26 protein-coding genes are annotated in these 26,186 nt (G+C 59.6%); 17 read left to right on the top strand and 9 right to left on the bottom strand.

Annotated elements, in window-relative coordinates:
• The first annotated feature begins 2 nt into the window (after positions 1 to 2).
• From L9059_RS14170 to L9059_RS14135, 8 genes are all read left to right on the top strand, one after another.
• A complete protein-coding gene (locus L9059_RS14170; RefSeq protein WP_247291647.1) occupies positions 3 to 332 on the top strand; it encodes a DUF6388 family protein in 330 nt (109 codons plus the stop codon).
• Between the two features lie 25 nt (positions 333 to 357).
• Entirely contained in the window at positions 358 to 1,062 is a 705-nt protein-coding gene (locus L9059_RS14165) for a YoaK family protein (protein WP_247291646.1), read from the top strand.
• Positions 1,063 to 1,277: 215 nt separating this feature from the next.
• On the top strand, positions 1,278 to 1,667 hold the full coding sequence (gene tusD / locus L9059_RS14160) for a sulfurtransferase complex subunit TusD (RefSeq protein WP_247291645.1): 390 nt from the start codon (positions 1,278 to 1,280) through the stop codon (positions 1,665 to 1,667).
• A 1-nt stretch (position 1,668) separates the two neighbouring features.
• Complete coding sequence (tusC, locus tag L9059_RS14155; RefSeq protein ID WP_247291644.1) at positions 1,669 to 2,025, top strand: sulfurtransferase complex subunit TusC; 357 nt, start codon at positions 1,669 to 1,671, stop codon at positions 2,023 to 2,025.
• Positions 2,025 to 2,318 carry a sulfurtransferase complex subunit TusB gene (tusB, locus tag L9059_RS14150; RefSeq protein WP_247291643.1) on the top strand — a complete coding sequence of 98 codons (294 nt, stop codon included), beginning with the start codon at positions 2,025 to 2,027 and terminating at the stop codon, positions 2,316 to 2,318. The genes tusC and tusB overlap by 1 nt, the downstream gene beginning before the upstream one ends.
• Positions 2,315 to 2,650, top strand: a complete 336-nt coding sequence (locus tag L9059_RS14145) for a TusE/DsrC/DsvC family sulfur relay protein (RefSeq protein WP_247291642.1) — start codon at positions 2,315 to 2,317, stop codon at positions 2,648 to 2,650. The genes tusB and L9059_RS14145 overlap by 4 nt, the downstream gene beginning before the upstream one ends.
• Positions 2,647 to 3,648 carry a glycosyl transferase family protein gene (locus L9059_RS14140; RefSeq protein WP_247291641.1) on the top strand — a complete coding sequence of 334 codons (1,002 nt, stop codon included), beginning with the start codon at positions 2,647 to 2,649 and terminating at the stop codon, positions 3,646 to 3,648. The genes L9059_RS14145 and L9059_RS14140 overlap by 4 nt, the downstream gene beginning before the upstream one ends.
• 90 nt (positions 3,649 to 3,738) lie before the next feature.
• Positions 3,739 to 4,740 (top strand): glutathione S-transferase family protein, encoded by a 1,002-nt coding sequence (locus L9059_RS14135; RefSeq protein WP_247291640.1) that lies wholly within the window; start codon positions 3,739 to 3,741, stop codon positions 4,738 to 4,740.
• A gap of 134 nt (positions 4,741 to 4,874) precedes the next feature.
• Here L9059_RS14135 and cysG read toward each other — a convergent pair whose 3' ends face one another.
• The 6 genes from cysG to L9059_RS14105 all read right to left on the bottom strand — a co-directional run bounded on the left by cysG (position 4,875) and on the right by L9059_RS14105 (position 12,533).
• Positions 4,875 to 6,269 carry a siroheme synthase CysG gene (cysG, locus tag L9059_RS14130; protein ID WP_247291639.1) on the bottom strand — a complete coding sequence of 465 codons (1,395 nt, stop codon included), beginning with the start codon at positions 6,267 to 6,269 and terminating at the stop codon, positions 4,875 to 4,877.
• Positions 6,270 to 7,550: a serine--tRNA ligase gene (gene serS, locus L9059_RS14125; protein WP_247291638.1), complete on the bottom strand. Its 1,281-nt coding sequence runs from the start codon at positions 7,548 to 7,550 to the stop codon at positions 6,270 to 6,272.
• A gap of 15 nt (positions 7,551 to 7,565) precedes the next feature.
• Positions 7,566 to 7,940 carry a fluoride efflux transporter CrcB gene (gene crcB, locus L9059_RS14120; RefSeq protein WP_247291637.1) on the bottom strand — a complete coding sequence of 125 codons (375 nt, stop codon included), beginning with the start codon at positions 7,938 to 7,940 and terminating at the stop codon, positions 7,566 to 7,568.
• Complete coding sequence (locus L9059_RS14115; protein ID WP_247291636.1) at positions 7,940 to 9,262, bottom strand: replication-associated recombination protein A; 1,323 nt, start codon at positions 9,260 to 9,262, stop codon at positions 7,940 to 7,942. The genes crcB and L9059_RS14115 overlap by 1 nt, the downstream gene beginning before the upstream one ends.
• A gap of 174 nt (positions 9,263 to 9,436) precedes the next feature.
• A complete protein-coding gene (lolA, locus tag L9059_RS14110) occupies positions 9,437 to 10,060 on the bottom strand; it encodes an outer membrane lipoprotein periplasmic chaperone LolA (RefSeq protein ID WP_247291635.1) in 624 nt (207 codons plus the stop codon).
• A gap of 64 nt (positions 10,061 to 10,124) precedes the next feature.
• Entirely contained in the window at positions 10,125 to 12,533 is a 2,409-nt protein-coding gene (locus tag L9059_RS14105; RefSeq protein ID WP_247291634.1) for a DNA translocase FtsK, read from the bottom strand.
• A gap of 466 nt (positions 12,534 to 12,999) precedes the next feature.
• On the opposite strand from L9059_RS14105, the gene aat reads away from it, so the two are divergent.
• The 3 genes from aat to infA all read left to right on the top strand — a co-directional run bounded on the left by aat (position 13,000) and on the right by infA (position 14,774).
• On the top strand, positions 13,000 to 13,680 hold the full coding sequence (gene aat, locus L9059_RS14100; RefSeq protein WP_247291633.1) for a leucyl/phenylalanyl-tRNA--protein transferase: 681 nt from the start codon (positions 13,000 to 13,002) through the stop codon (positions 13,678 to 13,680).
• 56 nt (positions 13,681 to 13,736) lie between these two features.
• Positions 13,737 to 14,444 (top strand): arginyltransferase, encoded by a 708-nt coding sequence (locus L9059_RS14095; protein WP_247291632.1) that lies wholly within the window; start codon positions 13,737 to 13,739, stop codon positions 14,442 to 14,444.
• Positions 14,445 to 14,555: 111 nt separating this feature from the next.
• Positions 14,556 to 14,774, top strand: coding sequence for a translation initiation factor IF-1 (infA, locus tag L9059_RS14090; protein ID WP_002553999.1), 219 nt, complete (start codon positions 14,556 to 14,558; stop codon positions 14,772 to 14,774).
• A 242-nt stretch (positions 14,775 to 15,016) separates the two neighbouring features.
• On the opposite strand, the gene clpA is transcribed toward infA, so the two are convergent.
• Both clpA and clpS read right to left on the bottom strand, forming a co-directional pair.
• Positions 15,017 to 17,287 (bottom strand): ATP-dependent Clp protease ATP-binding subunit ClpA, encoded by a 2,271-nt coding sequence (gene clpA / locus L9059_RS14085; RefSeq protein WP_247291631.1) that lies wholly within the window; start codon positions 17,285 to 17,287, stop codon positions 15,017 to 15,019.
• A gap of 30 nt (positions 17,288 to 17,317) precedes the next feature.
• Positions 17,318 to 17,701, bottom strand: coding sequence for an ATP-dependent Clp protease adapter ClpS (gene clpS, locus L9059_RS14080; protein WP_247291630.1), 384 nt, complete (start codon positions 17,699 to 17,701; stop codon positions 17,318 to 17,320).
• 225 nt (positions 17,702 to 17,926) lie between these two features.
• Here clpS and cspD point away from each other — a divergent pair, with 225 nt between their 5' ends.
• A complete protein-coding gene (gene cspD / locus L9059_RS14075; RefSeq protein ID WP_247291629.1) occupies positions 17,927 to 18,193 on the top strand; it encodes a cold shock domain-containing protein CspD in 267 nt (88 codons plus the stop codon).
• Between the two features lie 82 nt (positions 18,194 to 18,275).
• Here the strand turns inward: cspD and icd are convergent, their stop codons facing one another.
• On the bottom strand, positions 18,276 to 19,532 hold the full coding sequence (gene icd / locus L9059_RS14070; protein WP_247291628.1) for an NADP-dependent isocitrate dehydrogenase: 1,257 nt from the start codon (positions 19,530 to 19,532) through the stop codon (positions 18,276 to 18,278).
• Between the two features lie 494 nt (positions 19,533 to 20,026).
• On the opposite strand from icd, the gene L9059_RS14065 reads away from it, so the two are divergent.
• The 5 genes from L9059_RS14065 (at position 20,027) to purB (ending at position 26,140) form a co-directional block, all read left to right on the top strand.
• Positions 20,027 to 22,252, top strand: a complete 2,226-nt coding sequence (locus L9059_RS14065) for an NADP-dependent isocitrate dehydrogenase (RefSeq protein ID WP_247291627.1) — start codon at positions 20,027 to 20,029, stop codon at positions 22,250 to 22,252.
• A 119-nt stretch (positions 22,253 to 22,371) separates the two neighbouring features.
• Positions 22,372 to 22,818, top strand: a complete 447-nt coding sequence (locus L9059_RS14060) for an NUDIX hydrolase (protein WP_247291626.1) — start codon at positions 22,372 to 22,374, stop codon at positions 22,816 to 22,818.
• A 59-nt stretch (positions 22,819 to 22,877) separates the two neighbouring features.
• On the top strand, positions 22,878 to 24,023 hold the full coding sequence (gene mnmA / locus L9059_RS14055; protein WP_247291625.1) for a tRNA 2-thiouridine(34) synthase MnmA: 1,146 nt from the start codon (positions 22,878 to 22,880) through the stop codon (positions 24,021 to 24,023).
• The gene (gene hflD / locus L9059_RS14050; protein ID WP_247291624.1) at positions 24,020 to 24,643 is read left to right on the top strand and encodes a high frequency lysogenization protein HflD; all 624 of its coding nucleotides are present in this window, start codon (positions 24,020 to 24,022) and stop codon (positions 24,641 to 24,643) included. Before mnmA ends, hflD begins: the two co-directional genes overlap by 4 nt.
• Positions 24,644 to 24,769: 126 nt before the next feature.
• Positions 24,770 to 26,140, top strand: coding sequence for an adenylosuccinate lyase (purB, locus tag L9059_RS14045; protein WP_247291623.1), 1,371 nt, complete (start codon positions 24,770 to 24,772; stop codon positions 26,138 to 26,140).
• Positions 26,141 to 26,186 lie beyond the last annotated feature (46 nt).

The following is a 26,186-nucleotide window of genomic DNA, read 5'->3' as shown; positions in this document are numbered from 1 at the left end:
CCATGGCGGCAACCGAACAGCAACATGAACAGGCACTGAAGAAGTTTCTCGACCAGCGCCCTGAACTGCGCGTCGAACTCGACAACCTCAACCCGCTGTTGGCCCAGGCCAAGGGCGAGACTGCCGCGCAGTACCGCGAAGAACGGCTGCACGAAGCCTACGAAGCCGAGGCTGAGTGCCTTGGTCTGTTCGCCTGGGAGTTGACGTTGCAATTGACCGCCGCGACTGAAGCGGACTATCAGGCGCAGCGCCTGGAAGTTCACCGCGAAGTGGCCGAGATGGCGGGCATGGACTGGTTGGAGTATTGCGAGTTATATGGATTGGGTAAATAACCCATGCTCAAGGATACCCGCACCGATGTTACCTTCGCCCTCCAGTAACCGCGCCAGCGACGGTCATCTGCACGCTCGTAAATGGCGCGGGCGTATCGGCCTGTCTCTGGTCGCCAGCCTCTCGGTACTTGCCGGCATGACCGATGCCATTGGCTTCATGGCCAGTGGTGACTTCGTCTCGTTCATGAGCGGCAACACCACTCGCCTAGCCGTCGCCATCAGCGACGGCGATTTGGGCCTGACCTTGCGCCTGGTGATCCTGGTCGCCACCTTCGTTATCGGCAATGCACTGGGTATTGTCGTCAGCCGCCTCGGCGGCCGCCGGGCGCTGCCGTTGTTGCTGTGCATCGCCATGCTGCTGTGCGGCGCGGCTGCCTGGCCTTATGAAGAACAGTTGCCAGCCCTGCTGGCAGCGATCATCGCCATGGGCATGCTCAACGCAGCCGTGGAAGAGGTCAACGGCCTGCCGGTCGGGCTCACCTATGTGACTGGCGCCCTCTCGCGGTTTGGCCGCGGGTTGGGCCGATGGATGCTGGGGGAGCAGCGCAACGGCTGGCGGGTGCAGTTGATCCCGTGGACCGGGATGTTTGCCGGTGCGGTGCTGGGTGCGCTGCTGGAGCATCATCTGGGGCTCAGGGCGCTGTTTGTCAGCGGGCTGCTGGCCGGGGTGATCGGGGTGCTGTCGCTGAAAATTCCGCGGCGTTGGCAGTTGGGGTATATGCCGCGGTAGGTCTGGTATTTGTGTCGATGCTAAGGCCGCTTTCGCGAGCAAGCCCGTTCCCGCATTTTGACCGGGTTCGCATTGAGGAATGCGATCTAGTGTGGGAGCGACGGTGCGACGATTCGACTTGCTCATGAGGGAACCCCTCGGTCTGAACCGAAACCCGCTTCGCCACCCACCCATAAAGCTTTATCATGCTCGCAGTTTCGCTGATCGAGTCCGTCATGAAGTTCGCCATCGCACTGTTTTCCGCCGCCCATGCGCCCTCCTCGCGCCGTGCCCTGTTGTTTGCCCAGGCCGCGCTGGCTGGGGGACATGAGATTGTCCGGCTGTTTTTCTACCAGGATGGTGTCTATAACGCGTCGGCCAGCGTGGTGACTGCCCAGGATGAGCTGGACTTGCCCCGGCAATGGCGCGAATTCGTCGCCGACCATCAGCTCGACGGCGTGGTGTGCATCGCCGCCGCGCTGCGCCGTGGCGTGTTGAATGAGGAAGAAGCCAATCGTTACCAGCGCTCGGTCGCGGTCGGGGCGCCGTGGGAGCTGTCCGGCCTTGGCCAACTGCACGACGCGGTCCAGGACGCCGATCGTCTGATCTGCTTCGGAGGCGCATAAAATGGCCAAATCCTTATTGATCATCAGCCGCCAGTCGCCCTGGTCCGGACCGAGTGCTCGGGAAGCGCTGGACATCGTGCTTGCCGGTGGCGCCTTCGACCTGCCCATCGGCCTGCTGTTTCTCGATGACGGGGTGTTCCAGCTCGCCGCCGGACAAGACGCCAAGGCCCTGCAGCAGAAAGACCTCAGTGCCAATCTGCAAGCGCTGCCGATGTTCGGTGTCGAAGCGTTGTTCGTCTGTGCCGACAGTGCCGCCGCCCGTGGCCTGAGCAGTTTTGCGCTGGAAGAAGCCCAGGGGCTGGCCGCCCACGAAGTCACCGCACTTATTGACCGTTACGATCAGGTGATTACCCTCTGATGTCGACCTTGCATGTGTTGTCCCATTCCCCGTTCGGCGACGACCGCCTGAGCAGTTGCCTGCGCATCTTCGGTGCCGACGATGGACTGCTGCTCAGCGGCGATGCGGTGTACGCCCTGCAACCGGGGACTGCACCATTCGACGCGCTGAGTGCGCACGGCCTGAAACTGTTCGTCCTGGCGGAAGACGCCCAGGCCCGCGCGGTGAGCGTTCCAGACTGGGCCGGCAGCATCGACTACCCGGCCTTCGTCGAACTGTCGATCCGCTACGACAAGGTCAACAGCTGGCTATGAATGCCCTGACAGTTGGCGCCCGCGCCATCGAAGTGGACAAGGACGGCTTCCTGGTCGAACTCGGCGACTGGTCCGCCGAAGTGGCCAGCGCCCTCGCCGCTGCCGAAGATATCGAGCTCAGCCCCGAGCACTGGGAGATCCTTGAACTGCTGCGCAGCTTTTATGCTGAATTTCAGCTGTCCCCGGCCACCCGGCCGCTGATCAAGTACACCGCATTGAAGCTCGGCCCGGAAAAAGGCAACAGCCTGCACCTCAACCGACTGTTCAAAGGCACCCCTGCCAAACTCGCCGCGAAACTGGCGGGCCTGCCCAAACCGACGAATTGCTTATGACCGACTACCCAGCGCTGACCCTCGAAACGCCCGCCGAACACCCGTTCGCCCAGTTCGTGCGGATTCTCGGCAAGGGCAAGCGTGGCGCCCGCGACCTGACCCGGGTCGAAGCACGGGTCGCCATGGGCATGGTGCTAGACGACCAAGTCGAGGACACCCAGTTGGGTGCGTTTCTGATGCTGCTGCGCCACAAGGAAGAAAGCGCCGAGGAAATGGCCGGCTTCACCGAAGCCTTGCGTGCACGCTTGCAGGCACCGGCACTGAATGTCGATCTGGACTGGCCGACCTACGCCGGCAAAAAGCGCCACTTACCCTGGTATCTGCTGGCGGCCAAGTGCCTGGCGCAGAACGGCGTGCGAATTTTCATGCACGGTGGCGGCGCGCACACGGCCGGTCGGCTGTACAGCGAGCAGTTGCTGCAAGGGTTGCAGATCCCGCTGTGCCGCAACTGGCAGCAAGTTGGCGCCGCACTGGATAACAGCGGCCTGGCATTCATGCCGCTGGTGGACTGGGCGCCGCAACTGCAGCGCATGATCGACCTGCGCAACACCCTGGGCCTGCGTTCGCCGATCCATTCCCTGACCCGCATTCTCAATCCGCTGGGTGCACGCTGTGGCCTGCAAAGCATCTTCCACCCTGGTTACCAGGCAGTGCACCGTGATGCCAGCGGCCTGCTCGGCGACACCGCGATCGTGGTCAAGGGCGACGGTGGCGAAATCGAGATCAATCCGGACGCCGACAGCCACCTCTATGGCACCACTGGCGGCATAAGCTGGGATGAGGAATGGCCACAGATGTCCAGCCAGCGGCACGTCAAACCGGCTGCACTGGACCCTGAACAGTTGAAAGCAGTCTGGCGTGGCGACGTGGTCGACAGCTATCCGCAAATGGCCCTGATCGCGACCATGGCCCTGGCCCTGCGCGGCCTCGGCCAACCCCGGGAGCAGGCGTTCGAAACGGCCCGTCAGTACTGGGACGCTCGGGAAAGATCGATTTAACCGATCATAACTGCCCAACCTTTGCGCTTTTTGTTCGAACCTATCGGAATAGACTCCTCTCCAACGCTTATTGGTTGAGGAGTCTTGAACATGGGTTTGTTAGTCGAAGGCCGCTGGCATGACCAGTGGTACGAAAGCAGCAAAGACGGCGCATTCCAGCGCGAGCAGGCGCAACGTCGCAACTGGGTGACCAAAGACGGCCAGCCTGGTCCCAGCGGAGTCGGTGGTTTTTCCGCTGAAGCCGGGCGTTATCATCTGTACGTTTCCCTGGCCTGTCCCTGGGCTCATCGCACGCTGATCCTGCGCAAGCTCAAAGGCCTGGAAGGACTGATCGATGTGTCGGTGGTCAGTTGGCTAATGCTGGAGAACGGCTGGACCTTTGACCAGAGCCTCGGCTCCACCGGCGACAAGCTCGATCACTTCGATTTCATGCACCAGCGCTACACCGCCGATACCGCCAACTACACCGGCCGGGTCACGGTGCCAGTGCTGTGGGACAAACAACAGCAACGTATCGTCAGCAACGAATCGGCGGAGATCATCCGCATGTTCAACAGTGCGTTCGATGATTTGACCGGCAACGACCTGGACTTCTACCCGGCAGCGCTGCGTGGCGAAATCGATGCGCTGAACGAGAGAATTTACCCGGCGGTCAACAACGGTGTGTATCGCGCAGGTTTTGCCACCTCGCAGCAGGCCTATGAAGAAGCATTTGATGAAGTGTTTGCGGAGCTGGATCGGCTGGAATCGCTGTTAGGCGCCAATCGTTACCTGGTTGGTGAGTACCTGACCGAGGCCGATGTTCGATTGTTTACGACGTTGATTCGCTTTGATGCGGTGTATCACGGGCACTTCAAGTGCAACCTGCGGCGGATTGCCGATTATCCGAATCTGTCGAACTGGTTGCGGGAGATGTATCAGTGGCCGGGGATTGCCGGGACTGTGGACTTCACCCACATCAAGAATCACTACTACGGCAGTCACAAAACCATCAACCCGACTGGGGTTGTGCCCAAGGGGCCGGTGCAGGACTTTACTGCTGGGCATGATCGGGGGCGGTTGAGTGGGAAAGGGGTTTGGCGCAAAGCTTGAGATTTATGCCGATTTTGAGGACATCTTCGCGGGAAAGCCCGCTCCCAAAGGGGTTTGTGTGATGAGGTAGATTGCAGCTTCATCACAAAGCCTGTGGGAGCGGGCTTGCCCGCGAAGAAGGCGACTCGGTCTAACTAGACCTGCGCCTGAGCCCCTTCAAACCACGCCAGTTTCTCGCGCAGTTGCACCACTTCCCCAACAATCACCAAGGTCGGCGCATGTACTTCATGCTCCGCCACCAGCCGTGGCAGATCGGCCAAGGTGCCGGTAAACACCCGCTGATTGACGGTAGTGCCCTGCTGGATCAACGCCGCTGGAGTATCCGCAGCGCGGCCATGCCTGATCAGCTGTTCGCAGATGACCGGCAAGCCCACCAGTCCCATGTAGAACACCAGGGTCTGCGCAGGCGCGACCAGGTCGGCCCACGGCAGATCGGTGGAGCCATCCTTCAGGTGCCCGGTGACAAAGCGTACTGACTGCGCGTAGTCACGGTGCGTCAGCGGGATGCCCGCGTAAGCGGCGCAACCACTGGCAGCCGTGATGCCGGGCACCACCTGGAACGGGATGCCATGGGCCGCCAGTTCCTCAATCTCTTCACCGCCGCGGCCGAAGATGAACGGATCCCCCCCCTTCAACCGCACTACGCGCTTGCCTTGCTTGGCAAGGTCCACCAACTGTTGGTTGATCTGGTCCTGGGGCACCGCGTGATCGGCCCGACGCTTGCCAACATAGACCCGCTCGGCATCGCGGCGGCATAAGTCGAGAATCGCCGGCGCCACCAGACGGTCGTACAGCACCACGTCGGCTTGCTGCATCAGGCGCAGTGCACGAAAGGTCAGCAGGTCCGGATCACCCGGGCCTGCGCCCACCAGATAGACTTCACCGGTCGCCACAGTGGCTTCACCGTCGATTTTCGCTTGCAGCAGGCGCTCGGCCTCAGTGCCCTGCCCGGCCAGTTGCCGATCGGCGATGGGGCCCTGGAACACGTCTTCCCAGAACGCCCGGCGTTGCTGCACATCCGGGAACAGTCCTTTGACCTGGCTGCGAAAACGCGCCGCCAGACCGGCCAGTTGGCCGTAGGTGGAGGGAATCCAGGTTTCCAGTTTGGCCCGGATCAACCGCGCCAGTACCGGCGCATCACCGCCGCTGGAGACCGCAATGACCAACGGCGAACGGTCAACGATCGCCGGGAAGATCACGCTGCACAGTGCAGGCGCATCCACAACGTTGACCGGCACGCAACGCCGATGGGCATCGGCGGAGACTTGTGCGTTCAAGGGCTCGTCGTCGGTGGCGGCAATGATCAGCCCGCAACCGTGCAGATCCGTCTCGACGTAACCGCGAAGCATGCACTCGCCGCCGCTGCCGGCCACCAGTTCGCGCAGTTGCGGTTCGATTTCAGGTGCAACCACTCGCAGCAGAGCACCGGCTTCGGCCAGCAGGCGGGATTTGCGCAAGGCAATCTCCCCCCCACCGACGACCAACACACGACTGCCGCGAAGGTTGTGAAACAGCGGCAGATAGTCCATTTAGCCGATGACCTCAAGGCCACCCATATACGGTTTCAGCACTTGCGGCACACGGATCGAACCGTCGGCCTGCTGGTAGTTTTCCAGTACCGCAACCAGGGTCCGACCGACCGCCAGGCCAGAACCGTTAAGTGTGTGGACCAACTCGGGCTTGCCAGTTTCCGGGTTGCGGAAACGCGCTTGCATGCGCCGGGCCTGGAAGTCGCCGCAGTTGGAGCACGACGAAATCTCGCGGTACTTGTCCTGGCTCGGAATCCACACTTCCAGGTCGTAGGTCTTGACCGCGCTGAAGCCCATGTCGCCGGTGCACAGCGCCAGGGTGCGATATGGCAGCTCCAGCAGTTGCAGGACTTTCTCGGCGTTGGCGGTCAGCCCTTCCAGGGCCTCCATCGAAGTCGATGGCTCGACGATCTGAACCATCTCGACCTTGTCGAACTGATGCTGGCGGATCATGCCGCGGGTGTCACGACCCGACGCGCCGGCTTCACTGCGGAAGCATGGAGTGTGGGCGACGAACTTGATGGGCAGCAGTTTCGAGTCGACGATTTCGCCGGCCACGATGTTGGTCAGCGACACTTCGGCCGTCGGGATCAGGTACAGGTCGGCTTCGCCTTCGCGGACGATCTTGAACAGGTCTTCCTCGAATTTCGGCAGCTGGCCGGTGCCTTGCAGCGCCGGCGCCTGGACCAGATAAGGCGTGTAGGCCTCTTCATAGCCATGCTCGCTGGTGTGCAGGTTGATCATGAACTGCGCCAGGGCGCGGTGCAGACGAGCGATCGGACCGCGCAACAGGGCGAAGCGTGCACCGGACAACTTGGCAGCGGTTTCGAAATCCAGCCAGCCGAATTTTTCGCCCAGGGCGACGTGGTCCTGAACCGGGAAATCGAAAACGGTCGGGGTGCCCCAGCGGCGCACTTCGACGTTGTCATCTTCATCCTTGCCGACCGGCACGGACTCGTGCGGCAGGTTCGGGATGCCGAGCAGGATCGAGTCCAGTTCGGTCTGAATGGCGTCCAGCTCCACTTTGCCCGCGCCCAGTTCGTTGGCCATGCGCTCGACGTCTGCCATCAACGGCGCGATGTCTTCGCCACGCTGCTTGGCCTGACCGATGGACTTGGAGCGCGCATTACGTTCAGCCTGCAGTGCTTCGGTGCGGGTCTGGACAGTCTTGCGCTGCTCTTCCAGCGCTTCGATGCGTGCAACATCCAACGTGTAGCCACGGGATGCCAGGCGGTCCGCTACGTCCTGAAGGTTGCTACGTAACAGTTTGGAATCGAGCATGTCGGTCTCTCGTTATCAAAGTTTGGTCAGGGACAGGCCGGCCCAGGTGGCGAGCAGCCCGCCGAATACGCTGATGGCCGCATAGCCCAAGGCTAGCAACACTTGCCCGCTTTCCAGCAGGCGCACGGTATCCAGTGAAAAGGATGAAAAAGTCGTCAGCCCCCCAAGGAAGCCGACCAACAACCCGGCGCGCACCTCAATGGGCACTTCCGGACGTATCAGAAACAGGCCGTACAACACGCCGATCAGCAGACAGCCCACGATATTAACGGCCAGCGTAGCGGTATAGAAGTGCCGCGGCCAATTTGCGTTGACCCAATTGCCGGTGGTGAAGCGCAACAGTGTGCCGGCGATGCCGCCGATCGAGACGGCGATAATCAGTGGAATCACTATTTTCTCCGCTGCCTGGGGCTCAGACGATCAAGTTGAGCCAAGTGGTTGAGCTTCTCGCCAATCTTCAACTCCAGGCCCCGAGGCACCGGTTGATAGAAAGGTTGTGGCTCAAGCGCTTCAGGAAAATAATCTTCGCCGGCGGCGTACGCGTCTGGTTCATCGTGGGCATAACGGTACTCGTCGCCATAGCCTAGTTGTTTCATCAGCTTGGTGGGTGCATTGCGTAAGTGCAAAGGCACTTCCAGGGAGCCATGTTCGGTGGCACTGCGCATGGCGGCCTTGAAGCCCATGTAAACCGCATTGCTTTTTGGTGCGCAGGCCAGGTAGGTGATGGCCTGTGCCACGGCGAGTTCGCCTTCCGGACTGCCCAGACGCTCCTGTACTTCCCACGCCGCCAGGCACAAGCTCAGCGCGCGGGGGTCAGCATTGCCGATATCTTCGCTGGCCATGCGCACCACGCGCCGGGCCAGGTACAGGGGGTCGCAACCGCCGTCGATCATACGCGCGAACCAGTACAGCGCACCATCTGGGCTGGAGCCGCGCACCGATTTGTGCAGCGCGGAAATCTGGTCATAAAACGCTTCGCCACCCTTGTCGAATCGGCGACGGGTATCACCGAGCAGGCTCTGAAGCAAATCGACGCCGATTACGCTGTTATCTTCGGCGAGGTCCGAGGCGTTTTCCAGCAGATTGAGCAGGCGCCGGCCATCGCCATCGGCGGCCGTCAGCAACATCTGGAAGCCTTCATCACTGAGGGTCAGCTGACGCTTGCCCAGGCCGCGTTCTTCGGTCAGGGCGCGCTGTACCAGTTTGCGCAGGGCCGCTTCGTCGAGGCTTTTGAGCACATAAACGCGAGCCCGGGAAAGCAAGGCGTTGTTGAGTTCGAATGAGGGGTTTTCAGTCGTCGCGCCGATGAAGATCAGGGTACCGTCTTCGACGTAGGGCAGGAATGCATCCTGCTGGGACTTATTGAAACGGTGCACTTCATCGACAAACAGGATGGTGCGCTTGCCGTATTGCCCGGCCTGCTGCTTGGCGATTTCCACTGCCTGGCGGATTTCCTTCACCCCGGCCAGTACCGCCGAAACTGTTTCGAAGTGCGCGTCGGAAACTTCCGCCAAGAGTCGCGCCAGGGTGGTCTTGCCCACACCCGGCGGCCCCCAGAAAATCATCGAATGCAGCGCACCCTGCTCCAGGGCTTCGCGCAAAGGCTTGCCGCGAGCCAGCAGATGTTCCTGACCGACGTACTCATCCAGATTGGCCGCGCGCAGGCGGGCGGCCAGGGGTTGAGCTATCGGGGCGCTACTGAACAGGTCCATCACTACCTCTGAAACCTTACTGGGCCTTGGTGTAGAACTTCGAACTGCTGAACACCGAATACCTGTAGGAGCGAGCTTGCTCGCGATGCATACCGAAACACTGCGGGGTGTCAGGCTGACATCATTATCGTTGACGACCATCGCGAGCAAGCTCGCTCCTACAAGGGGCCTGGTTTATTCCTGGATGACGTCCGCACCCTTCGGGATGTCGAACTTGAACTTGGACGCCGGGATCGGCTCATTGGCCTTCACCCCGGTGAACAGGATATTGGTGCGCTGGCCGACGCTGTCGATCAGTTGCATGTCATTGACCAGGCCATTGCGGAACGACAGGCGCAGACTGTCGAACAGGGTGTCCCTGGTTTTGGGCTTCAAGGTGAAGTCGATTACGCCACCAGCTTCCTTGGCGCTGACGTCGAAGCTCTGGCTGATCTTGGACACGTCACCGGACAACAGCAGCGCTGGGGTCTGGGTCAGGCGCTGGTCAAGGTTCTTGATCGTGACCTGTTCCAGGTCCGGGTCCCACAGGGAGACCTTCTTGCCGTCCGATACCATCAGCTGTTCCTGCGGCGCATCAGTGTGCCAGTAGAACAGGCCAGGGCGTTGCAGGGACATCTGCCCTGCGGTTTCCTGCAATTGGGTGCCGCCGCCATCCAGGGTCAGCTGGGAGAAGCGTGCGCTCAGGGTCTGGGATTTTTCCAGGAGTTGGGTCAGGCGCGCCACGTCCTTGTCATCGGCGTGGGCCGAGAGCGTGGTCAAAGCCAGTACCGGCAGCAACAGCATGCGGATAAGACGCATGGGAGTCCTCTTGATATTCGTGGGAGTGCGGGCGGCGCCCGGGGCACCACCCTTGCAAATCAGATCAGTCGCGAACCGGGCCTGGCGCCAGGACTTCGCGGGAACCGTTGGTGTTCATGGACGTCACGACCCCGGCCATCTCCATGGCTTCGATCATGCGCGCAGCGCGGTTGTAGCCGATCTTCAGCTTGCGCTGAACCGCAGAAATGGACGCACGACGGCTTTCCAGCACGAACTGCACTGCTTCGTCGTACAGCGCGTCGGTTTCGGCGTCGTCATCACCGCCACCACCGCCATTCTCAAAACCGCTGCCTGCCTCTTCGACACCGGCGAGGATGTCATCGTTGTATTCCGGTGCACCGCGCAGCTTCCAGGCTTCAACCACCCGGTGAACCTCGTCATCGGATACGAAAGCGCCGTGGACCCGGATCGGCAGGCTGGTGCCGGGCGGCATGTACAACATGTCACCATGGCCCAGCAGTTGCTCGGCGCCACCCTGGTCGATGATGGTCCGCGAGTCGATCTTGCTCGACACCTGGAACGCCATGCGCGTCGGAATGTTGGCCTTGATCAGACCCGTGATCACATCAACCGACGGACGCTGGGTCGCGAGGATCAGGTGGATACCGGCAGCACGGGCTTTCTGGGCGATACGGGCAATCAGCTCTTCAACCTTCTTGCCGACGATCATCATCATGTCGGCAAATTCGTCGACCACCACGACGATGGTCGGCAGCTTGGTCAACAGCGGTGCTTCATCATGAATGCTTTCGCGCTTGTACAGCGGATCAGTCAACGGCTCGCCAGCGTCCTGGGCTTCCTTGACCTTGGCGTTGAAGCCCGACAGGTTACGCACGCCCATCTTCGCCATCAGCTTGTACCGACGCTCCATCTCCGCCACGCTCCAGCGCAGGGCGTTAGCCGCGTCTTTCATGTCGGTAACGACCGGGCACAGCAGGTGCGGAATACCTTCGTAGATCGACAACTCCAACATCTTGGGGTCGATCATGATCAGCTTCGCGTCTTCCGGGCCGGACTTGAACAGGATCGACAGGATCATCGCGTTCACGCCCACGGATTTACCGGAGCCGGTGGTACCGGCCACCAGCAAATGCGGCATCTTCGCCAAGTCGGTGATCACCGGCTTGCCACCAATGTCGTGGCCCAGGGCCAGGGTCACCGGCGACTTGAAGTTGTCGTATTCCGGGGTCGAGAGCACTTCGGAGAAGCGCACGATCTGGCGGTCCTCGTTCGGAATCTCGATACCCACCGTGGTCTTGCCCGGAATCACTTCTACAACCCGGACGCTGGTCACTGCCAGGGAGCGGGCAAGGTCCTTGGCCAGGTTAGAGATGCGACTGACCTTCACGCCAGCCGCCGGCTGGATTTCGTAACGGGTAATGACCGGGCCGGGGTGAATCGAATCCACCGACACTTCGACGCCAAATTCCTTGAGCTTGATTTCCAGCAAGTGGCCAACTGCAGCCAGGGATTCGGGCGAGTAATTGAGTTGTTTCTTTTCCGCAGGGTCGAGAATCGAGATCGGCGGCAAGGTGCCTTCCACGGCACTGTCGACAAACAGCGGCGCCTGTTTTTCTTTTTCCACTCGCTTGCTTGGCGCGGCAGGCTTTGGCGGCGCGGGGGCAATCACCGGCGGCACCTGCTTTTCGCGGTCAGACATGTGCTTGCTGAGGGCCTGCTCACGCTCGATCAGGCGCTCCTTGACCTTGGCCTGTTCGCGCTTGTCGGTAACGGTCGGCGCCACCACGTTATGTACGCGGTCATCGACTTCACGCAATTGCGCGACCAGTTGCTTGCGCTCCACACGAGCGACCCACCAGCGATTGGCAGCGCCTTGGAACAGTTCGAACAGGTCGAGGGTAATCTTGCCGGTGACGTCCATCACCTTGAACCACGACAAGTCTGTGAACACCGTCAGACCGAACAGAAACAAGGCGATGAACAGCAAAGTGCTGCCCTGGATGTTCAACGCATTGCGGGCCAAGTCACCGAGGCTCTCGCCCAGCGCGCCCCCCGCGCCCGCCGGTAGACCGGTGGCCGCGTGAAAATGGATATGGGCCAGGGCCGCACCCGACAGCACCAGGAACACCAGGCCGATCAGGCGCCAGGAGAACAGCCAGCCGCTCCATTCCCACGGCTGATGGCGTTGCCGGAAGATCTGGTAGGCCTTGACCGCGAGCAGCAGCGGGAAGATGTAGGCGAAGTAGCCCAGCACCATGAACAGGATATCGGCGCTGTAGGAGCCGGCAGGACCTCCGAAATTCTGTACGTCGTCGATCTTGCTGTTGTGGCTCCAGCCCGGATCGTCCCTGCCGTAGGTCAGCAAGGCCATCATCAGGAACAGGCACAAGGCACCGATGGCGATCAACGCACCTTCCTTGAGTCGGTAGTGCAATTGTTGCCGCCAGAGCGGAACGACGACTGTTTTAGGTGCTGCGGTGGATTTCTTCAAAACGCTACTTTTCCTGCGCCCGTGGCGCGTCCATCTGTTGAATGACTATAAAACTGCCCAATCCGGGCAGGCAAAAAAATTGACAGGCACAACCGGGACTACTTTTACCACTGCATCGCGCATTTTATAAACACGGTGCAGGTTCAATATTATGTAACAGTCGCGCATTGTACGGGTTTGTACCGCCGATGCCATGCTGGCAACTTCAGTTTCAAGCATAGTCAAAAGCGTGCGACCTGCGATCCAATTTGAGCATGCATTGCCTTTCGTGACAAAGGCTTATGAGCGATTCATCTACGACCACATTCACCACGCCAAGTTGCACTCGCCCCCCTCTGTTACTGAATCGCTTACAAGGCGGTACAGCTGTAAAAAATACATCGACGACATTTTTGCCGTTTGACGGCAAACTTGATGTCGGGCCAGCCGGCCCGACACCGCCCTCCCTACTGCAAGCCTGGATGCCATGCTGACTTGGTTACAACGCAACTCACTGACCTTCCCGCCGCTGGAACGGGCGATGCGCGATCCCAATGGCCTTCTGGCTGCGGGCGGCGACTTGTCGGCCGATCGCCTGATCCAGGCTTATCGCCATGGGTGTTTCCCGTGGTTCTCCGAAGGCCAGCCAATTCTCTGGTGGTCACCCGATCCTCGTACAGTGCTATTTCCCGATGAATTGCATGTCTCGCGCAGCCTGAGCAAATTGCTGCGTCAACAGCGCTATCAGGTGACCTTCGACCACGATTTCGCTGCAGTCATCCAGGCTTGCGCAGCCCCGCGCGAATACGCCGACGGCACCTGGATCACCGCTGCGATGCAGGACGCTTATCTCGAGTTGCACCAGCGTGGCTTCGCCCACTCGGTAGAGGTGTGGGACCAGGGCGAGTTGGTCGGCGGCCTCTATGGCTTGGCGATGGGACAGCTGTTTTTCGGCGAGTCGATGTTCAGTCGCGCCGACAACGCCTCTAAATTTGGCTTTGCCACACTGGTACAACACCTGAAAGACTCGGGGTTCGTGCTGATCGACTGCCAGATGCCGACCGACCACTTACACAGTCTCGGCGCCCGGGCGATTTCCCGCAGCGAATTCGCCCATTATCTTGCACAGCACCTGGATCAACCCGACCGCGCCAACTGGGTTTGCTGAGCGGCTTTCGCGCGCTTGGCTTACACTTATTTAAAGTTTATCCCCGAGGGTTGATCATGACCGAGTTGGCGCGCTTAAAGTTCTATGCCACTCAGCCCCACTCTTGCAGTTATCTGCCCGAAGAGCAGGCCACCACCCTGTTCCTTGACCCTAGTCAGCCCATGGACGTGCATGTCTACGCAGATCTGTCTGAAATGGGTTTTCGTCGCAGTGGTGATCACCTTTACCGCCCGCACTGCCAGAATTGCAATGCGTGTGTACCCGCGCGCATCCCCGTGGCTCAGTTCGCTCCCAATCGCCAGCAGAAGCGTATTTTCAAGCGCAACCTCGATCTGCAGGTACGCCCAGCCAAACCTCAGTTCAGTGAAGAGTACTTCGACCTCTACCAGCGCTACATCGAGCAACGGCATGCCGATGGCGACATGTATCCGCCCAGCCGCGATCAGTTTTCCACTTTTCTGGTGCGCGACCTGCCATTTTCGCGTTTCTATGAATTTCGTCGCGACGGCCGGTTGCTGGCAGTGGCCGTGACAGACTTGCTGCCCAATGGCCTGTCGGCGGTCTATACCTTTTACGAACCCGCCGAAGAGCGCCGCAGCCTGGGTAGGTACGCAATCCTGTGGCAAATCAGCGAGGCCCAGCGCCTTGGACTGGATGCGGTGTACCTGGGCTACTGGATCAAAAACTGCAAAAAGATGAGTTACAAGACGCAATATCGGCCCATAGAGCTGCTGATTAACCAGCGCTGGGTCCTTCTAAGTTAGAGCAAGCCCTAAACCCCTTGGCTTGAACCCCCTTTTTCGGGCACAATGCACGCCGCTTTTGCCTGGCGCAGTTGCACCGGGCCATTCATTGGACACCGAGGGCTTTACTGCATGTCGAAAGAAGACAGCTTCGAAATGGAAGGCACTGTCGTCGACACCCTGCCCAACACCATGTTTCGTGTGGAGTTGGAAAATGGGCACGTCGTAACCGCGCATATATCCGGCAAGATGCGCAAGAACTACATCCGTATTCTTACCGGTGACAAAGTGCGCGTCGAGCTGACGCCCTATGACTTGAGCAAAGGGCGCATCACTTACCGCGCTCGCTAATCAGGTCAATACAAGACGCCCGGCTTATGCCGGGCGTTTTTGTTTGTCTGCGATTTGAGGCAGCACATCAACCTCCTGTGGGGGCGGGCTTGCCCGCGATAGCGGTGGATCAGCTTGTATTGATGTTGAATGTGCTGCCGCCATCGCGGGCAAGCCCCCACAGGGTTATAAGGTGATTGCAAGAAATATGGCAGGCAGCAAAAAGGCGCCTCTCGACGCCTTTTGCCGTGTTGCGGTTAACGTCAGGCCATTTCTGCCGTGGTTTCGAACTCAAAGGTCAGCTCGCCGTCCTTCAGATCGATGTGCACCACGCCGCCATGGTCGGCCAGTTCGCCAAACAGGATCTCTTCCGCCAGCGGACGCTTGATCTTGTCCTGAATCAGGCGTGCCATTGGTCGAGCGCCCATCGCCGAATCGTAGCCACCCGCCGCCAGCCAGCTGCGCGCGGCATCGGTGACTTCCAGCTGTACGCGCTTGTCCTCCAACTGCGCTTGAAGCTCGGTAAGGAACTTGTCCACCACGCTCTTGATGACCTCATGACTGAGGCGACCAAACTGGATAATGGTGTCCAGGCGGTTGCGGAACTCTGGCGTAAAGCTCTTCTTGATTACTTCCATCGCATCGGACGAGTGATCCTGATGGGTGAAACCGATCGAAGCGCGAGCTGCGGTTTCGGCACCGGCGTTGGTCGTCATGATGACGATCACGTTACGGAAGTCCGCCTTGCGCCCGTTGTTGTCGGTAAGCGTACCGTGATCCATAACCTGCAGCAGCAGGTTGAAAACTTCCGGATGCGCCTTCTCGATTTCATCGAGCAGCAGCACGCAGTGTGGCTGCTTGGTGATAGCTTCGGTCAACAGACCGCCCTGATCGAACCCGACATAGCCTGGAGGTGCACCGATCAGACGCGATACGGTATGGCGCTCCATATACTCGGACATATCGAATCGCACCAGTTCGATACCCAACGCCTTCGCCAACTGACGCGCTGCTTCGGTTTTACCAACACCAGTCGGGCCGGCAAACAGGAACGATCCGACTGGTTTGTCAGGCGACTTGAGGCCTGCCCGGGACAGCTTGATTGCAGTCGACAGCGAGTCGATTGCAGCGTCCTGGCCAAACACCGTCAACTTGAGGTCGCGCTCAAGGTTACGCAGCAGCTCTTTATCGGAGCTGGTGACATGCTTAGGCGGAATTCGCGCGATTTTCGCCACGATGTCCTCGACCTGAGGCACCTCAATGCGTTTAACGCGCTTCTCGACCGGTTGCAGGCGCTGGTAGGCACCCGCTTCGTCTATCACGTCGATGGCCTTGTCCGGCATGTGCCGGTCATTGATGTAGCGCGACGCCAGTTCGGCAGCGGCACGCAGGGCCTCATCGCTGTACTCGATGCTGTGGTGCGCTTCGAAACGCCCCTTCAGGCCGCGCAGGATGCCGATGGTGTCTTCCACCGAAGGCTCCGACACATCGACCTTCTGGAAGCGCCGAGCCAAGGCACGGTCCTTCTCGAAGATCCCGCGGAACTCCTGGAACGTGGTCGAACCGATACAGCGGATATCACCGGAAGACAGCAGCGGCTTAAGCAGGTTCGAGGCATCCATGACACCACCAGACGCGGCACCCGCACCAATGATGGTGTGGATTTCGTCGATGAACAGGATCGCCTGCGGACGCTTTTTCAACTCGTTGAGCAGCGCCTTGAAGCGCTTCTCGAAATCACCGCGGTATTTGGTCCCGGCCAGCAATGCGCCCAGGTCAAGCGAATACACCACGGCGCTGGCCAGAAGGTCAGGCACCTGGTTGTCGACAATACGCTTGGCCAAGCCTTCGGCAATCGCGGTTTTACCCACGCCCGCCTCGCCCACCAGCAGCGGATTGTTCTTACGGCGACGCGCCAGGATCTGCGCGACACGCTCGACTTCCATCTCGCGACCGACCAGTGGGTCGATACGACCCTGGCGGGCGAGTTCGTTGAGGTTGCTGGCATAAGCATCCAGGGGATTGCCAGAAGAAGAAGACTCGCCGCCCTCGTCGTCCTGCATATCTTGCTCACCTTCAGAGTGATCGCCATGCCCGGGCACCTTGGAGATACCGTGGGCGATGTAGTTGACGACATCGATGCGCGCAACGCTCTGCTGTTTCAGCAGGAACACTGCCTGACTCTCTTGCTCACTAAAGATGGCGACCAGCACGTTGGCGCCGGTCACTTCGCGTTTGCCCGAGCTCTGTACGTGAAACACGGCGCGCTGCAGGACACGCTGGAAGCCCAGGGTTGGCTGGGTCTCACGATCCTCATCATGCACGGGGATCAGTGGCGTGGTGGAGTCGATGAACTCCTGCAGGTCATGTTTGAGTTTGTCGAGGTTGGCGCCGCACGCGCGTAATACGGTGGCGGCAGCCTCATTATCCAATAGGGCCAGCAGGAGATGTTCGACGGTCATGAATTCATGACGCTTCGAACGAGCCTCCTTGAAGGCTAGATTGAGGGTGACTTCGAGCTCGCGGTTTAACATAGCTTCACCTCATACCCAAGTGGTCGGCGATTAACCGTCCTTCTCGATTTCACAGAGTAGCGGATGCTGGCTTTCCCTGGCGTACTGGTTGACCTGCATGGCCTTGGTCTCGGCGATGTCGCGGGTAAACACTCCACATACTGCCCGTCCTTCTGTATGGACGGCCAACATGACCTTGGTCGCCAGCTCCCGATTCAGGTTAAAAAACACCTCGAGCACTTCGACGACGAAATCCATCGGTGTGTAGTCATCATTGAACAAAACCACCTTGTACATCGGTGGCGCCTGTAAAGCAGGCTTTGCCTCCTGAACAGCAATGCCTGCGGAATCGTCGTCGTGGGTCTCCGGACTGTCTTGCTGGAGAACCGGATGATCCTGATTGAATGTTAGTCGAATCTGGCTGATTGCATGCATGGAAAGAAAGGTTCGTCAGTTGTGCGAATACAGTGGTGGGGGCGGCTATGGACGATTTCAACTGCGACTGCCCGGTCACCTTGACTATCGGCAAAACGGTGTTACAACCAATAGAGCCCACAGTGGGTAAAAAAGGTCCGCAGAGTCAATCTTATTTATGAGATTCGACTGCAGATTAACTGGATGATACTCCAGTGATGGAGTCAGTTGCAGAGGGATATGGGTATGTCAGGTGCCAAGGTCAGCGGCAAGGTGAAATGGTTCAACAATGCCAAGGGATACGGTTTCATCAACGAAGACGGCAATAGCGAAGACTTATTCGCCCACTATTCGGCCATCCAGATGGAGGGGTACAAAACTCTGAAGGCCGGCCAGGCCGTGGTGTTCGAGATTATCCAGGGACCCAAGGGCCTGCACGCGGTGAACATCAGCGCGCCCCAGACCATCGCGCAAGTCGTCACACCCAGCGAGCAAACAACTGTTACTGCATGATTTTTGCGCCCACTTTTCAGTTACAAAAAAACCGTCCGGCTCATCACTTGAGCGGGGCGGTTTTTTCGTTACAGGGTGCTTCTTACATGTGCGAGATCAGCGCATCGCCGAACGCCGAAGAGGACAACAGCTTGGCGCCGTCCATCAGGCGCTCGAAGTCATAGGTCACGGTCTTGGCGGAAATCGCGCCATTGGTGCCCTTGATGATCAGGTCGGCCGCTTCGGTCCAGCCCATGTGGCGCAGCATCATCTCTGCGGACAGGATCAGCGAACCCGGGTTGACCTGGTCCTTGCCGGCGTACTTCGGCGCAGTACCGTGGGTGGCTTCGAACATGGCGATGGTGTCGGACAGGTTGGCACCTGGCGCAATACCAATGCCGCCCACTTCGGCCGCCAGGGCGTCGGAGAGGTAGTCGCCATTCAGGTTCAGGGTCGCGATCACATCGTATTCGGCCGGGCGCAGCAGGATCTGCTGAAGCATGGCGTCGGCGATGGCATCCTTGACGATGACGTTCTTGCCGGTTTTCGGGTTCTTGAACTGCATCCACGGACCGCCGTCGAGCAGGGTCGCACCAAACTCTTCAGCCGCCACTTCGTAGGCCCATTCCTTGAAGGCACCTTCGGTGAACTTCATGATATTGCCTTTGTGCACGATGGTCAGCGAGTCGCGATCGTTGTCGACCACATATTGCAGAGCCTTGCGCGCGAGTCGTTTGGTGCCTTGCAGCGAAACCGGCTTGATGCCGATACCGCAGTTTTCGTCGAAACGGATCTTGGTGACGCCCATCTCATCTTTGAGGAACTTGATGACTTTGGTCGCTTCCGGCGAACCGGCCTTCCACTCGATGCCGGCATAGATGTCTTCCGAGTTCTCACGGAAAATCGTCATGTCGACGTCGCCTGGCTTCTTCACCGGGCTCGGCACACCTTCGAACCAGCGCACAGGGCGCAGGCACACGTAGAGGTCAAGTTGCTGACGCAGGGCCACGTTCAACGAACGGATGCCGCCGCCGACCGGAGTCGTCAGTGGGCCCTTGATGGAAACCACGTAATCCTTGACTGCGTCCAGGGTTTCCTGAGGTAGCCAGGTGTCCTGATCGTAAACCTGAGTCGCTTTCTCCCCGGCATAGACTTCCATCCAGGAAATTTTGCGATCGCCGCCGTAAGCCTTCTTAACAGCAGCATCGACAACCTTGATCATGACCGGGCTGATATCAACGCCTATACCATCCCCTTCGATGAAGGGGATGATCGGGTTGTTAGGAACATTGAGAGAATGGTCCGCGTTGACGGTGATTTTGTCGCCGACTGCCGGAACCTGAATCTTCTTGTATCCCATGCTGAACTCCATTGTTTGGATTGAACATCTGGCTTGGTTCGAGCGTACCCCAGTTAATTCGGCGCGCAAACCCCATGTTCCACCCATCTGCTGCAAAGCTGTGTGGCTGGGGTTCTACAAGCCTGAATGCAAAGGGAAAAGCGCCAAACTCAAGCACGGTGCAAGACTCTACGCCCCCCACCCCCCTGCGACCTTTAGACCAATGGACGACACACGTTGTGTGTGAACCATCGGCAGATTGCCAGCTACCTATGTATAATGCCGCCCGCTGACCACAGAGTCACGACGGCCGAACCCTCTACTGCGAGAGCTCCGGCCCGAAAAAGCAGGACCGCTACAGCAGTCCACCCGCTTGCCGCTCGATTGATGCACCCAACATCACCGCGCACAAATCTCGACATTCGGCTCATGGACGACTTTGAACGAACGCGCTTACCCGGCGCCCCTCGAGTTTCTGCGCACGCTTTAGCAAAGAAGAGAGAGTTAATCCGAATATGCCCACCCGCTCGAAGATCATCTATACCTTCACCGACGAAGCTCCCGCCCTCGCCACCTATTCGCTGTTGCCTATCGTAGAGGCTTTCACCGCCTCCGCTGATATCGCCGTGGAAACTCGCGATATCTCTCTTGCAGGGCGCATTCTGGCCAGCTTCCCTGAGCAATTGGGTGACAAAGCCGTAGCCGACCACCTCGCCGAACTGGGCGACCTGGCCGTTACGCCTGAAGCCAACATCATCAAACTGCCGAACATCAGTGCTTCCGTTCCGCAGCTGCAAGCCGCAATCAAAGAGCTGCAAGCCCAGGGCTTCGCGCTGCCGGACTACCCGGAAACTGTCACCAGCGACGCGGATAAAGAAACCAAGTCGCGTTATGACAAGATCAAGGGCAGCGCCGTAAACCCGGTTCTGCGCGAAGGCAACTCCGATCGCCGCGCTCCGCTGTCGGTCAAGAACTACGCGCGCAAGCACCCGCACAAAATGGGCGCCTGGGCTGCGGACTCCAAGTCCCATGTAGCGCACATGAGCACCGGCGATTTCTACGGCAGCGAAAAAGCTGCCCTGATCGACGCCGCTGACGCCGTCAAAATCGAATTGATCGCTCAAGATGGCACCACCACCGTCCTGAAGGAAAAAACCACCGTACAAGCCGGTGAGATCCTCGATTGCGCGGTCATGAGCAAGAACGGCCTGCGCAGCTTCATCGCTGCCGAGATCGAAGACGCCAAGGCCAAGGGCGTACTGCTGTCGGTTCACCTCAAAGCCACCATGATGAAGGTCTCCGACCCGATCATGTTCGGCCAGATCGTTGCCGAGTTCTACAAAGACGCACTGGCCAAGCACGCTGAAGTGCTGGCGCAGATCGGCTTCAACCTGAACAACGGCATCGGTGACCTGTACGCTCGCATCAAGGCTTTGCCTGCCGAGCAGCAAGCGCAAATCGAAGCGGACATCCAGGCGGTCTACGCCGTTCGTCCGTCGTTGGCGATGGTCAACTCCGACAAAGGCATCACCAACCTGCACGTACCGAGCGACGTCATCGTCGACGCCTCGATGCCGGCGATGATCCGTGACTCCGGCAAGATGTGGGGCACTGACGGCCAGTTGCACGACACCAAGGCAGTAATCCCGGATCGCTGCTACGCCACCATTTACCAGGCGGTAATCGAAGACTGCAAGGTAAACGGCGCTTTCGATCCAACCACCATGGGCAGCGTGCCAAACGTTGGCCTGATGGCGAAAAAAGCCGAAGAGTACGGCTCGCACGACAAGACGTTCCAGATCAAGGCCAACGGCGTTGTTCGCGTCACCGACAGCAAAGGGAGCCTGCTGCTGGAGCAAGCGGTTGAAGCCGGCGACATCTTCCGCATGTGCCAGACCAAAGACGCACCGATCCAGGACTGGGTTAAACTAGCCGTCAACCGTGCGCGCGCCAGCAGCACACCTGCGATCTTCTGGCTGGACCCTATGCGCGCCCATGATGGAGTGGTGATCGAGAAAGTTCAGGCCTACCTGAAGGATCACGACACGGCCGGCCTGGACATCCAGATCATGGCGCCAGTCGACGCGATGAAGTTCACCCTGGACCGCACCCGCGCTGGCAAAGACACCATTTCGGTGACTGGCAACGTACTGCGCGACTACCTGACCGACCTGTTCCCGATCATGGAGCTTGGCACCAGCGCCAAGATGCTGTCGATCGTACCGCTGATGAACGGTGGCGGCTTGTTCGAAACCGGCGCTGGCGGTTCGGCTCCGAAGCACGTTCAGCAACTGCTGGAAGAAAACTTCCTGCGCTGGGATTCCCTGGGCGAGTTCCTGGCCTTGGCCGCGTCCCTGGAGCATCTGGGTGTTACTTATAACAACCCGAAAGCCCTGGTGCTGGCCAAGACCCTGGATCAGGCCACCGGCCAGTTCCTGGACAACAACAAGTCCCCATCGCGCAAAGTCGGCAACATCGACAACCGCGGCAGCCACTACTACCTGGCGCTGTACTGGGCCCAGGCCCTGGCTGCCCAGACCGAAGACACTGCACTGCAGGCGCAGTTCGGCCAGTTGGCCAAGACCCTGACCGAGAACGAAGCGACCATCGTCACCGAGCTCAACGCTGTTCAGGGCAAGCCAGTGGACATCGGTGGTTACTACCACGCTGATGCCGAGCTGATCAGCAAGGCAATGCGCCCAAGCAACACCTTCAACGCCGCGATCGCTGCGCTGGTATAAGGTTGTAAGGATGCAAAGAAGCCCCGGCCCCGTGCCGGGGTTTCTGTTTTCAGGGCCTATTGATTGACACCAGCTCCCACAGGGTTTGTGTTTCATTATTCAATATCTGAGGAAGCGTTATGGATTGGAAACCCCACATCACCGTCGCCACCATCGTCGAAGACAACGGCCGCTTCCTGATGGTCGAAGAATCCAAAGGGGGACGAGCGGTACTCAATCAACCCGCCGGCCACCTCGACCCAAATGAAACCCTCACCGAAGCTGCGATCCGCGAAACCCTCGAGGAAACCGGCTGGGATGTCGAACCCACCGGCGTACTGGGCATATATTTGTATACCGCCCCGAGCAACGGCGTGACCTATCAGCGAGTCTGCTTCATCGCCAAACCGCTGAAACACCACCCCGAGTATCAGTTGGACGACGGCATCATCGGCGCCAAGTGGTTGACCCGCGAGGAATTAATCGAGCAGCGCGACAACTGGCGCAGCGAACTGATCATCCGCTGCATCGACGACTATCTCGGTGGTCAGCGCTTCGGCCTGGAATTGATCCGTCCTTCTCTTTAGCCTTGTGGCCTTGGGCCTGCTAGAATCGCGTCCTTTTTCAAGACACTCATTGAATCCCTATGCGTGATCCAGCCCCTTCTGATACACAAAAGAAGCGCGTCATTGTCGGCATGTCCGGCGGCGTGGACTCTTCCGTTTCCGCTCTCCTGCTGATCGAGCAGGGTTACGAGGTGGAAGGCCTGTTCATGAAGAACTGGGAAGAAGACGATGGAACGGAATACTGCACTGCGATGGACGACCTCGCGGACGCCCAGGCTGTGTGCGACAAGATTGGCATCAAGCTGCACACCGCCAACTTCGCCGCCGAGTACTGGGACAACGTGTTCGAGCACTTCCTGGCCGAATACAAGGCCGGTCGCACGCCGAACCCGGATATCCTGTGCAACCGCGAAATCAAGTTCAAGGCATTCCTCGACTACGCCATGATGCTCGGCGCCGACCTGATCGCCACTGGCCACTATGTGCGCCGCCGCGACATCGATGGCCGCACCGAGCTGCTCAAGGGCCTGGACCCGAACAAGGACCAGAGCTATTTCCTGCACGCCGTTGGCGGCGAACAGATCGCCAAGACCCTGTTCCCGGTGGGCGAGCTGGAAAAGCCCGAAGTGCGCGCGATCGCCGAGAAGCACGACCTGGCCACCGCCAAGAAAAAAGACTCCACGGGTATCTGCTTTATCGGCGAGCGCCGCTTCAGCGACTTCCTCAAGCAATACCTGCCGGCGCAACCCGGCGAGATCAAGACCACCGAAGGTGAAGTGATCGGCCGTCACCACGGCCTGATGTACCACACCATCGGCCAGCGCCAGGGCCTGGGCATCGGCGGCCTGAAAGACGCCGGTGACGAGCCGTGGTACGTGCTGATCAAAGACCTGGAGCATAACGAGCTGATCGTCGGCCAAGGCAATGACCACCCTTACCTGTTTTCCCGCGCCCTGCTCGCCTCGGACATCTATTGGGTCAACCCGATCGACCTGCGCGAGCCGCGCAAGCTGACCGCCAAGGTTCGTTATCGCCAGAGCGACCAGCCGTGCACGCTGGAAAAGACCGCCACCGGCTATCGCGCCATCTTCGATGACCCGCAACGCGCGGTCACCCCGGGCCAGTCCGTGGTCTTCTACGACGGGGAAATCTGCCTGGGTGGCGGCGTGATCGAAATGGCCGAGCCTTGGACGAGCAAGAGCACCAGCAAGGGCCAAGCCCAATGAACCCGACTCAGGAGCAACTGACGGCGCTTGGCGGGGTATTTCTCGCCGCTGTCCTGGTCGACAAGATCGCCAAGACCGGCCAGACCACCGAAGCGGGCATGACCTGCATGCTGGGCAGCCTGCTGATTCGCGACCCCAAGGACACTCTGGAAGTTTACGGCGGAGACGACATCAATTTGCGCGAAGGCTACCGCGCCTTGATCGGTGCTCTGGAACGCGACCCCAGTACCCTGCAACGCGAACCGCTGCGCTACGCGCTGGCCATGCTCGGCCTGGAGCGCCAGCTGGCCAAGCGCGACGACTTGCTGGAAGTGATCGGCAAGCGCCTGCCGCAGATTCAATCCCAGGTAGAACACTTCGGCCCGGCCCACGAAAACGTGATCGCCGCCTGTGGCGGGCTGTATCAGGACACCTTGAGCACTTTGCGCCAACGTATTCAGGTGCACGGCGACATGCGCAACCTGCAGCAGCCAAGCAACGCCTCGAAGATCCGCGCACTGCTTTTGGCAGGAATTCGTTCGGCACGTCTGTGGCGCCAACTGGGCGGTCATCGTTGGCAGTTGGTGATCAGCCGGCGCAAATTGCTCAAAGAGCTTTACCCGCTGATGCGCAGCAGCTGAACCGCGCCCGCAACACCGTTTTTGATCTTTAACGCGTAATACGCCGGTCAGTTGGCAACGGACCGGCGGATTTTTTCATGTATGATACGCGCCCCATTTCGTTGCCCGACTGTCCGAGAACACCCCATGCAGCTCTCTTCGCTCACTGCGGTTTCCCCTGTTGACGGCCGCTACGCCGGCAAAACCCAGGCCCTGCGCCCTATTTTCAGCGAATACGGCCTGATCCGTGCTCGCGTACTGGTTGAAGTGCGCTGGCTCCAGCGCCTGGCCGCTCACCCTGCCATCAGCGAAGTGCCGGCGTTCTCCGCCGAAGCCAACGCGGTGCTGAACACCCTGGCGGACAACTTCGCTCTGGAGCACGCCGAGCGTGTCAAAGAGATCGAGCGCACCACCAACCACGACGTAAAAGCCATCGAATACCTGCTCAAAGAGCAAGCGGCCAAGCTGCCGGAACTGGCCAAGGTCAGCGAATTCATCCACTTTGCCTGCACCAGCGAGGACATCAACAACCTGTCCCACGCCCTGATGCTGCGTGAAGGCCGTGATGAAGTGATGCTGCCGCTGATGCGCCAGACTGCCGATGCCATCCGCGAGCTGGCGATACGTTTCGCTGACGTGCCGATGCTGTCGCGCACCCACGGCCAACCGGCTTCGCCGACCACCTTGGGCAAAGAGCTGGCGAACGTGGTTTATCGCCTGGAGCGCCAGATCGCCCAAGTTGCTGCAGTGCCGCTGCTGGGCAAAATCAACGGTGCCGTGGGCAACTACAACGCACACCTGTCCGCCTACCCCGAGATCGACTGGGAAGAAAACGCCCGCGCCTTCATCGAAGACGAGCTGGGCCTGGGCTTCAACCCCTACACCACGCAAATCGAGCCGCATGACTACATCGCCGAGCTGTTCGACGCGATCGCGCGCTTCAACACCATCCTGATCGACTTCGACCGCGACATCTGGGGCTATATCTCCCTGGGTTATTTCAAGCAGCGCACCATCGCGGGCGAAATCGGCTCGTCGACCATGCCGCACAAAGTCAACCCGATCGATTTTGAAAACTCCGAAGGCAACCTGGGTATCGCCAACGCGCTGTTCCAGCACCTGGCGAGCAAGTTGCCGATCTCCCGCTGGCAGCGCGACCTGACCGATTCCACCGTACTGCGCAATCTCGGTGTCGGCTTCGCCCACAGCGTGATTGCGTACGAAGCCAGCCTCAAAGGCATCAGCAAGCTGGAGCTCAACGCCCAGAAGATCGCTGCAGACCTGGACGCTTGCTGGGAAGTATTGGCCGAGCCGATCCAGACCGTAATGCGTCGCTACAACATCGAAAACCCTTACGAAAAGCTGAAAGAATTGACCCGTGGCAAGGGCATCAGCCCCGAAGCACTGCAAACTTTCATCGATGGCCTGGATATGCCTGCCGCTGCCAAGGCCGAGCTGAAACTGCTCACCCCGGCGAACTACATCGGCAACGCCGTTGAGCAAGCCAGACGCATCTGATCGACCGCTGTACCCGTTTGAGACGCCCGGCAGCGCCGGGCGTTTT

It is taken from the genome of Pseudomonas violetae, assembly GCF_023072615.1.
In the GTDB taxonomy this organism is placed as follows: Bacteria; Pseudomonadota; Gammaproteobacteria; order Pseudomonadales; family Pseudomonadaceae; genus Aquipseudomonas; species Aquipseudomonas violetae.
The sequence above is the reverse complement of the archived record's forward strand: the minus strand, read 5'-3'. Positions and strand labels throughout refer to the sequence as shown.

Coding starts and splice junctions, on each gene's coding strand:
- L9059_RS14170 (WP_247291647.1), top strand. CDS start 3: ATGGCGGCAACCGAACAGCAACATGAACAGGCACTGAAGAAGTTTCTC.
- L9059_RS14165 (WP_247291646.1), top strand. CDS start 358: ATGTTACCTTCGCCCTCCAGTAACCGCGCCAGCGACGGTCATCTGCAC.
- tusD (WP_247291645.1), top strand. CDS start 1,278: ATGAAGTTCGCCATCGCACTGTTTTCCGCCGCCCATGCGCCCTCCTCG.
- tusC (WP_247291644.1), top strand. CDS start 1,669: ATGGCCAAATCCTTATTGATCATCAGCCGCCAGTCGCCCTGGTCCGGA.
- tusB (WP_247291643.1), top strand. CDS start 2,025: ATGTCGACCTTGCATGTGTTGTCCCATTCCCCGTTCGGCGACGACCGC.
- L9059_RS14145 (WP_247291642.1), top strand. CDS start 2,315: ATGAATGCCCTGACAGTTGGCGCCCGCGCCATCGAAGTGGACAAGGAC.
- L9059_RS14140 (WP_247291641.1), top strand. CDS start 2,647: ATGACCGACTACCCAGCGCTGACCCTCGAAACGCCCGCCGAACACCCG.
- L9059_RS14135 (WP_247291640.1), top strand. CDS start 3,739: ATGGGTTTGTTAGTCGAAGGCCGCTGGCATGACCAGTGGTACGAAAGC.
- cysG (WP_247291639.1), bottom strand. CDS start 6,269: ATGGACTATCTGCCGCTGTTTCACAACCTTCGCGGCAGTCGTGTGTTG.
- serS (WP_247291638.1), bottom strand. CDS start 7,550: ATGCTCGATTCCAAACTGTTACGTAGCAACCTTCAGGACGTAGCGGAC.
- L9059_RS14115 (WP_247291636.1), bottom strand. CDS start 9,262: ATGGACCTGTTCAGTAGCGCCCCGATAGCTCAACCCCTGGCCGCCCGC.
- lolA (WP_247291635.1), bottom strand. CDS start 10,060: ATGCGTCTTATCCGCATGCTGTTGCTGCCGGTACTGGCTTTGACCACG.
- aat (WP_247291633.1), top strand. CDS start 13,000: ATGCTGACTTGGTTACAACGCAACTCACTGACCTTCCCGCCGCTGGAA.
- L9059_RS14095 (WP_247291632.1), top strand. CDS start 13,737: ATGACCGAGTTGGCGCGCTTAAAGTTCTATGCCACTCAGCCCCACTCT.
- infA (WP_002553999.1), top strand. CDS start 14,556: ATGTCGAAAGAAGACAGCTTCGAAATGGAAGGCACTGTCGTCGACACC.
- clpA (WP_247291631.1), bottom strand. CDS start 17,287: ATGTTAAACCGCGAGCTCGAAGTCACCCTCAATCTAGCCTTCAAGGAG.
- clpS (WP_247291630.1), bottom strand. CDS start 17,701: ATGCATGCAATCAGCCAGATTCGACTAACATTCAATCAGGATCATCCG.
- cspD (WP_247291629.1), top strand. CDS start 17,927: ATGTCAGGTGCCAAGGTCAGCGGCAAGGTGAAATGGTTCAACAATGCC.
- icd (WP_247291628.1), bottom strand. CDS start 19,532: ATGGGATACAAGAAGATTCAGGTTCCGGCAGTCGGCGACAAAATCACC.
- L9059_RS14065 (WP_247291627.1), top strand. CDS start 20,027: ATGCCCACCCGCTCGAAGATCATCTATACCTTCACCGACGAAGCTCCC.
- L9059_RS14060 (WP_247291626.1), top strand. CDS start 22,372: ATGGATTGGAAACCCCACATCACCGTCGCCACCATCGTCGAAGACAAC.
- mnmA (WP_247291625.1), top strand. CDS start 22,878: ATGCGTGATCCAGCCCCTTCTGATACACAAAAGAAGCGCGTCATTGTC.
- hflD (WP_247291624.1), top strand. CDS start 24,020: ATGAACCCGACTCAGGAGCAACTGACGGCGCTTGGCGGGGTATTTCTC.
- purB (WP_247291623.1), top strand. CDS start 24,770: ATGCAGCTCTCTTCGCTCACTGCGGTTTCCCCTGTTGACGGCCGCTAC.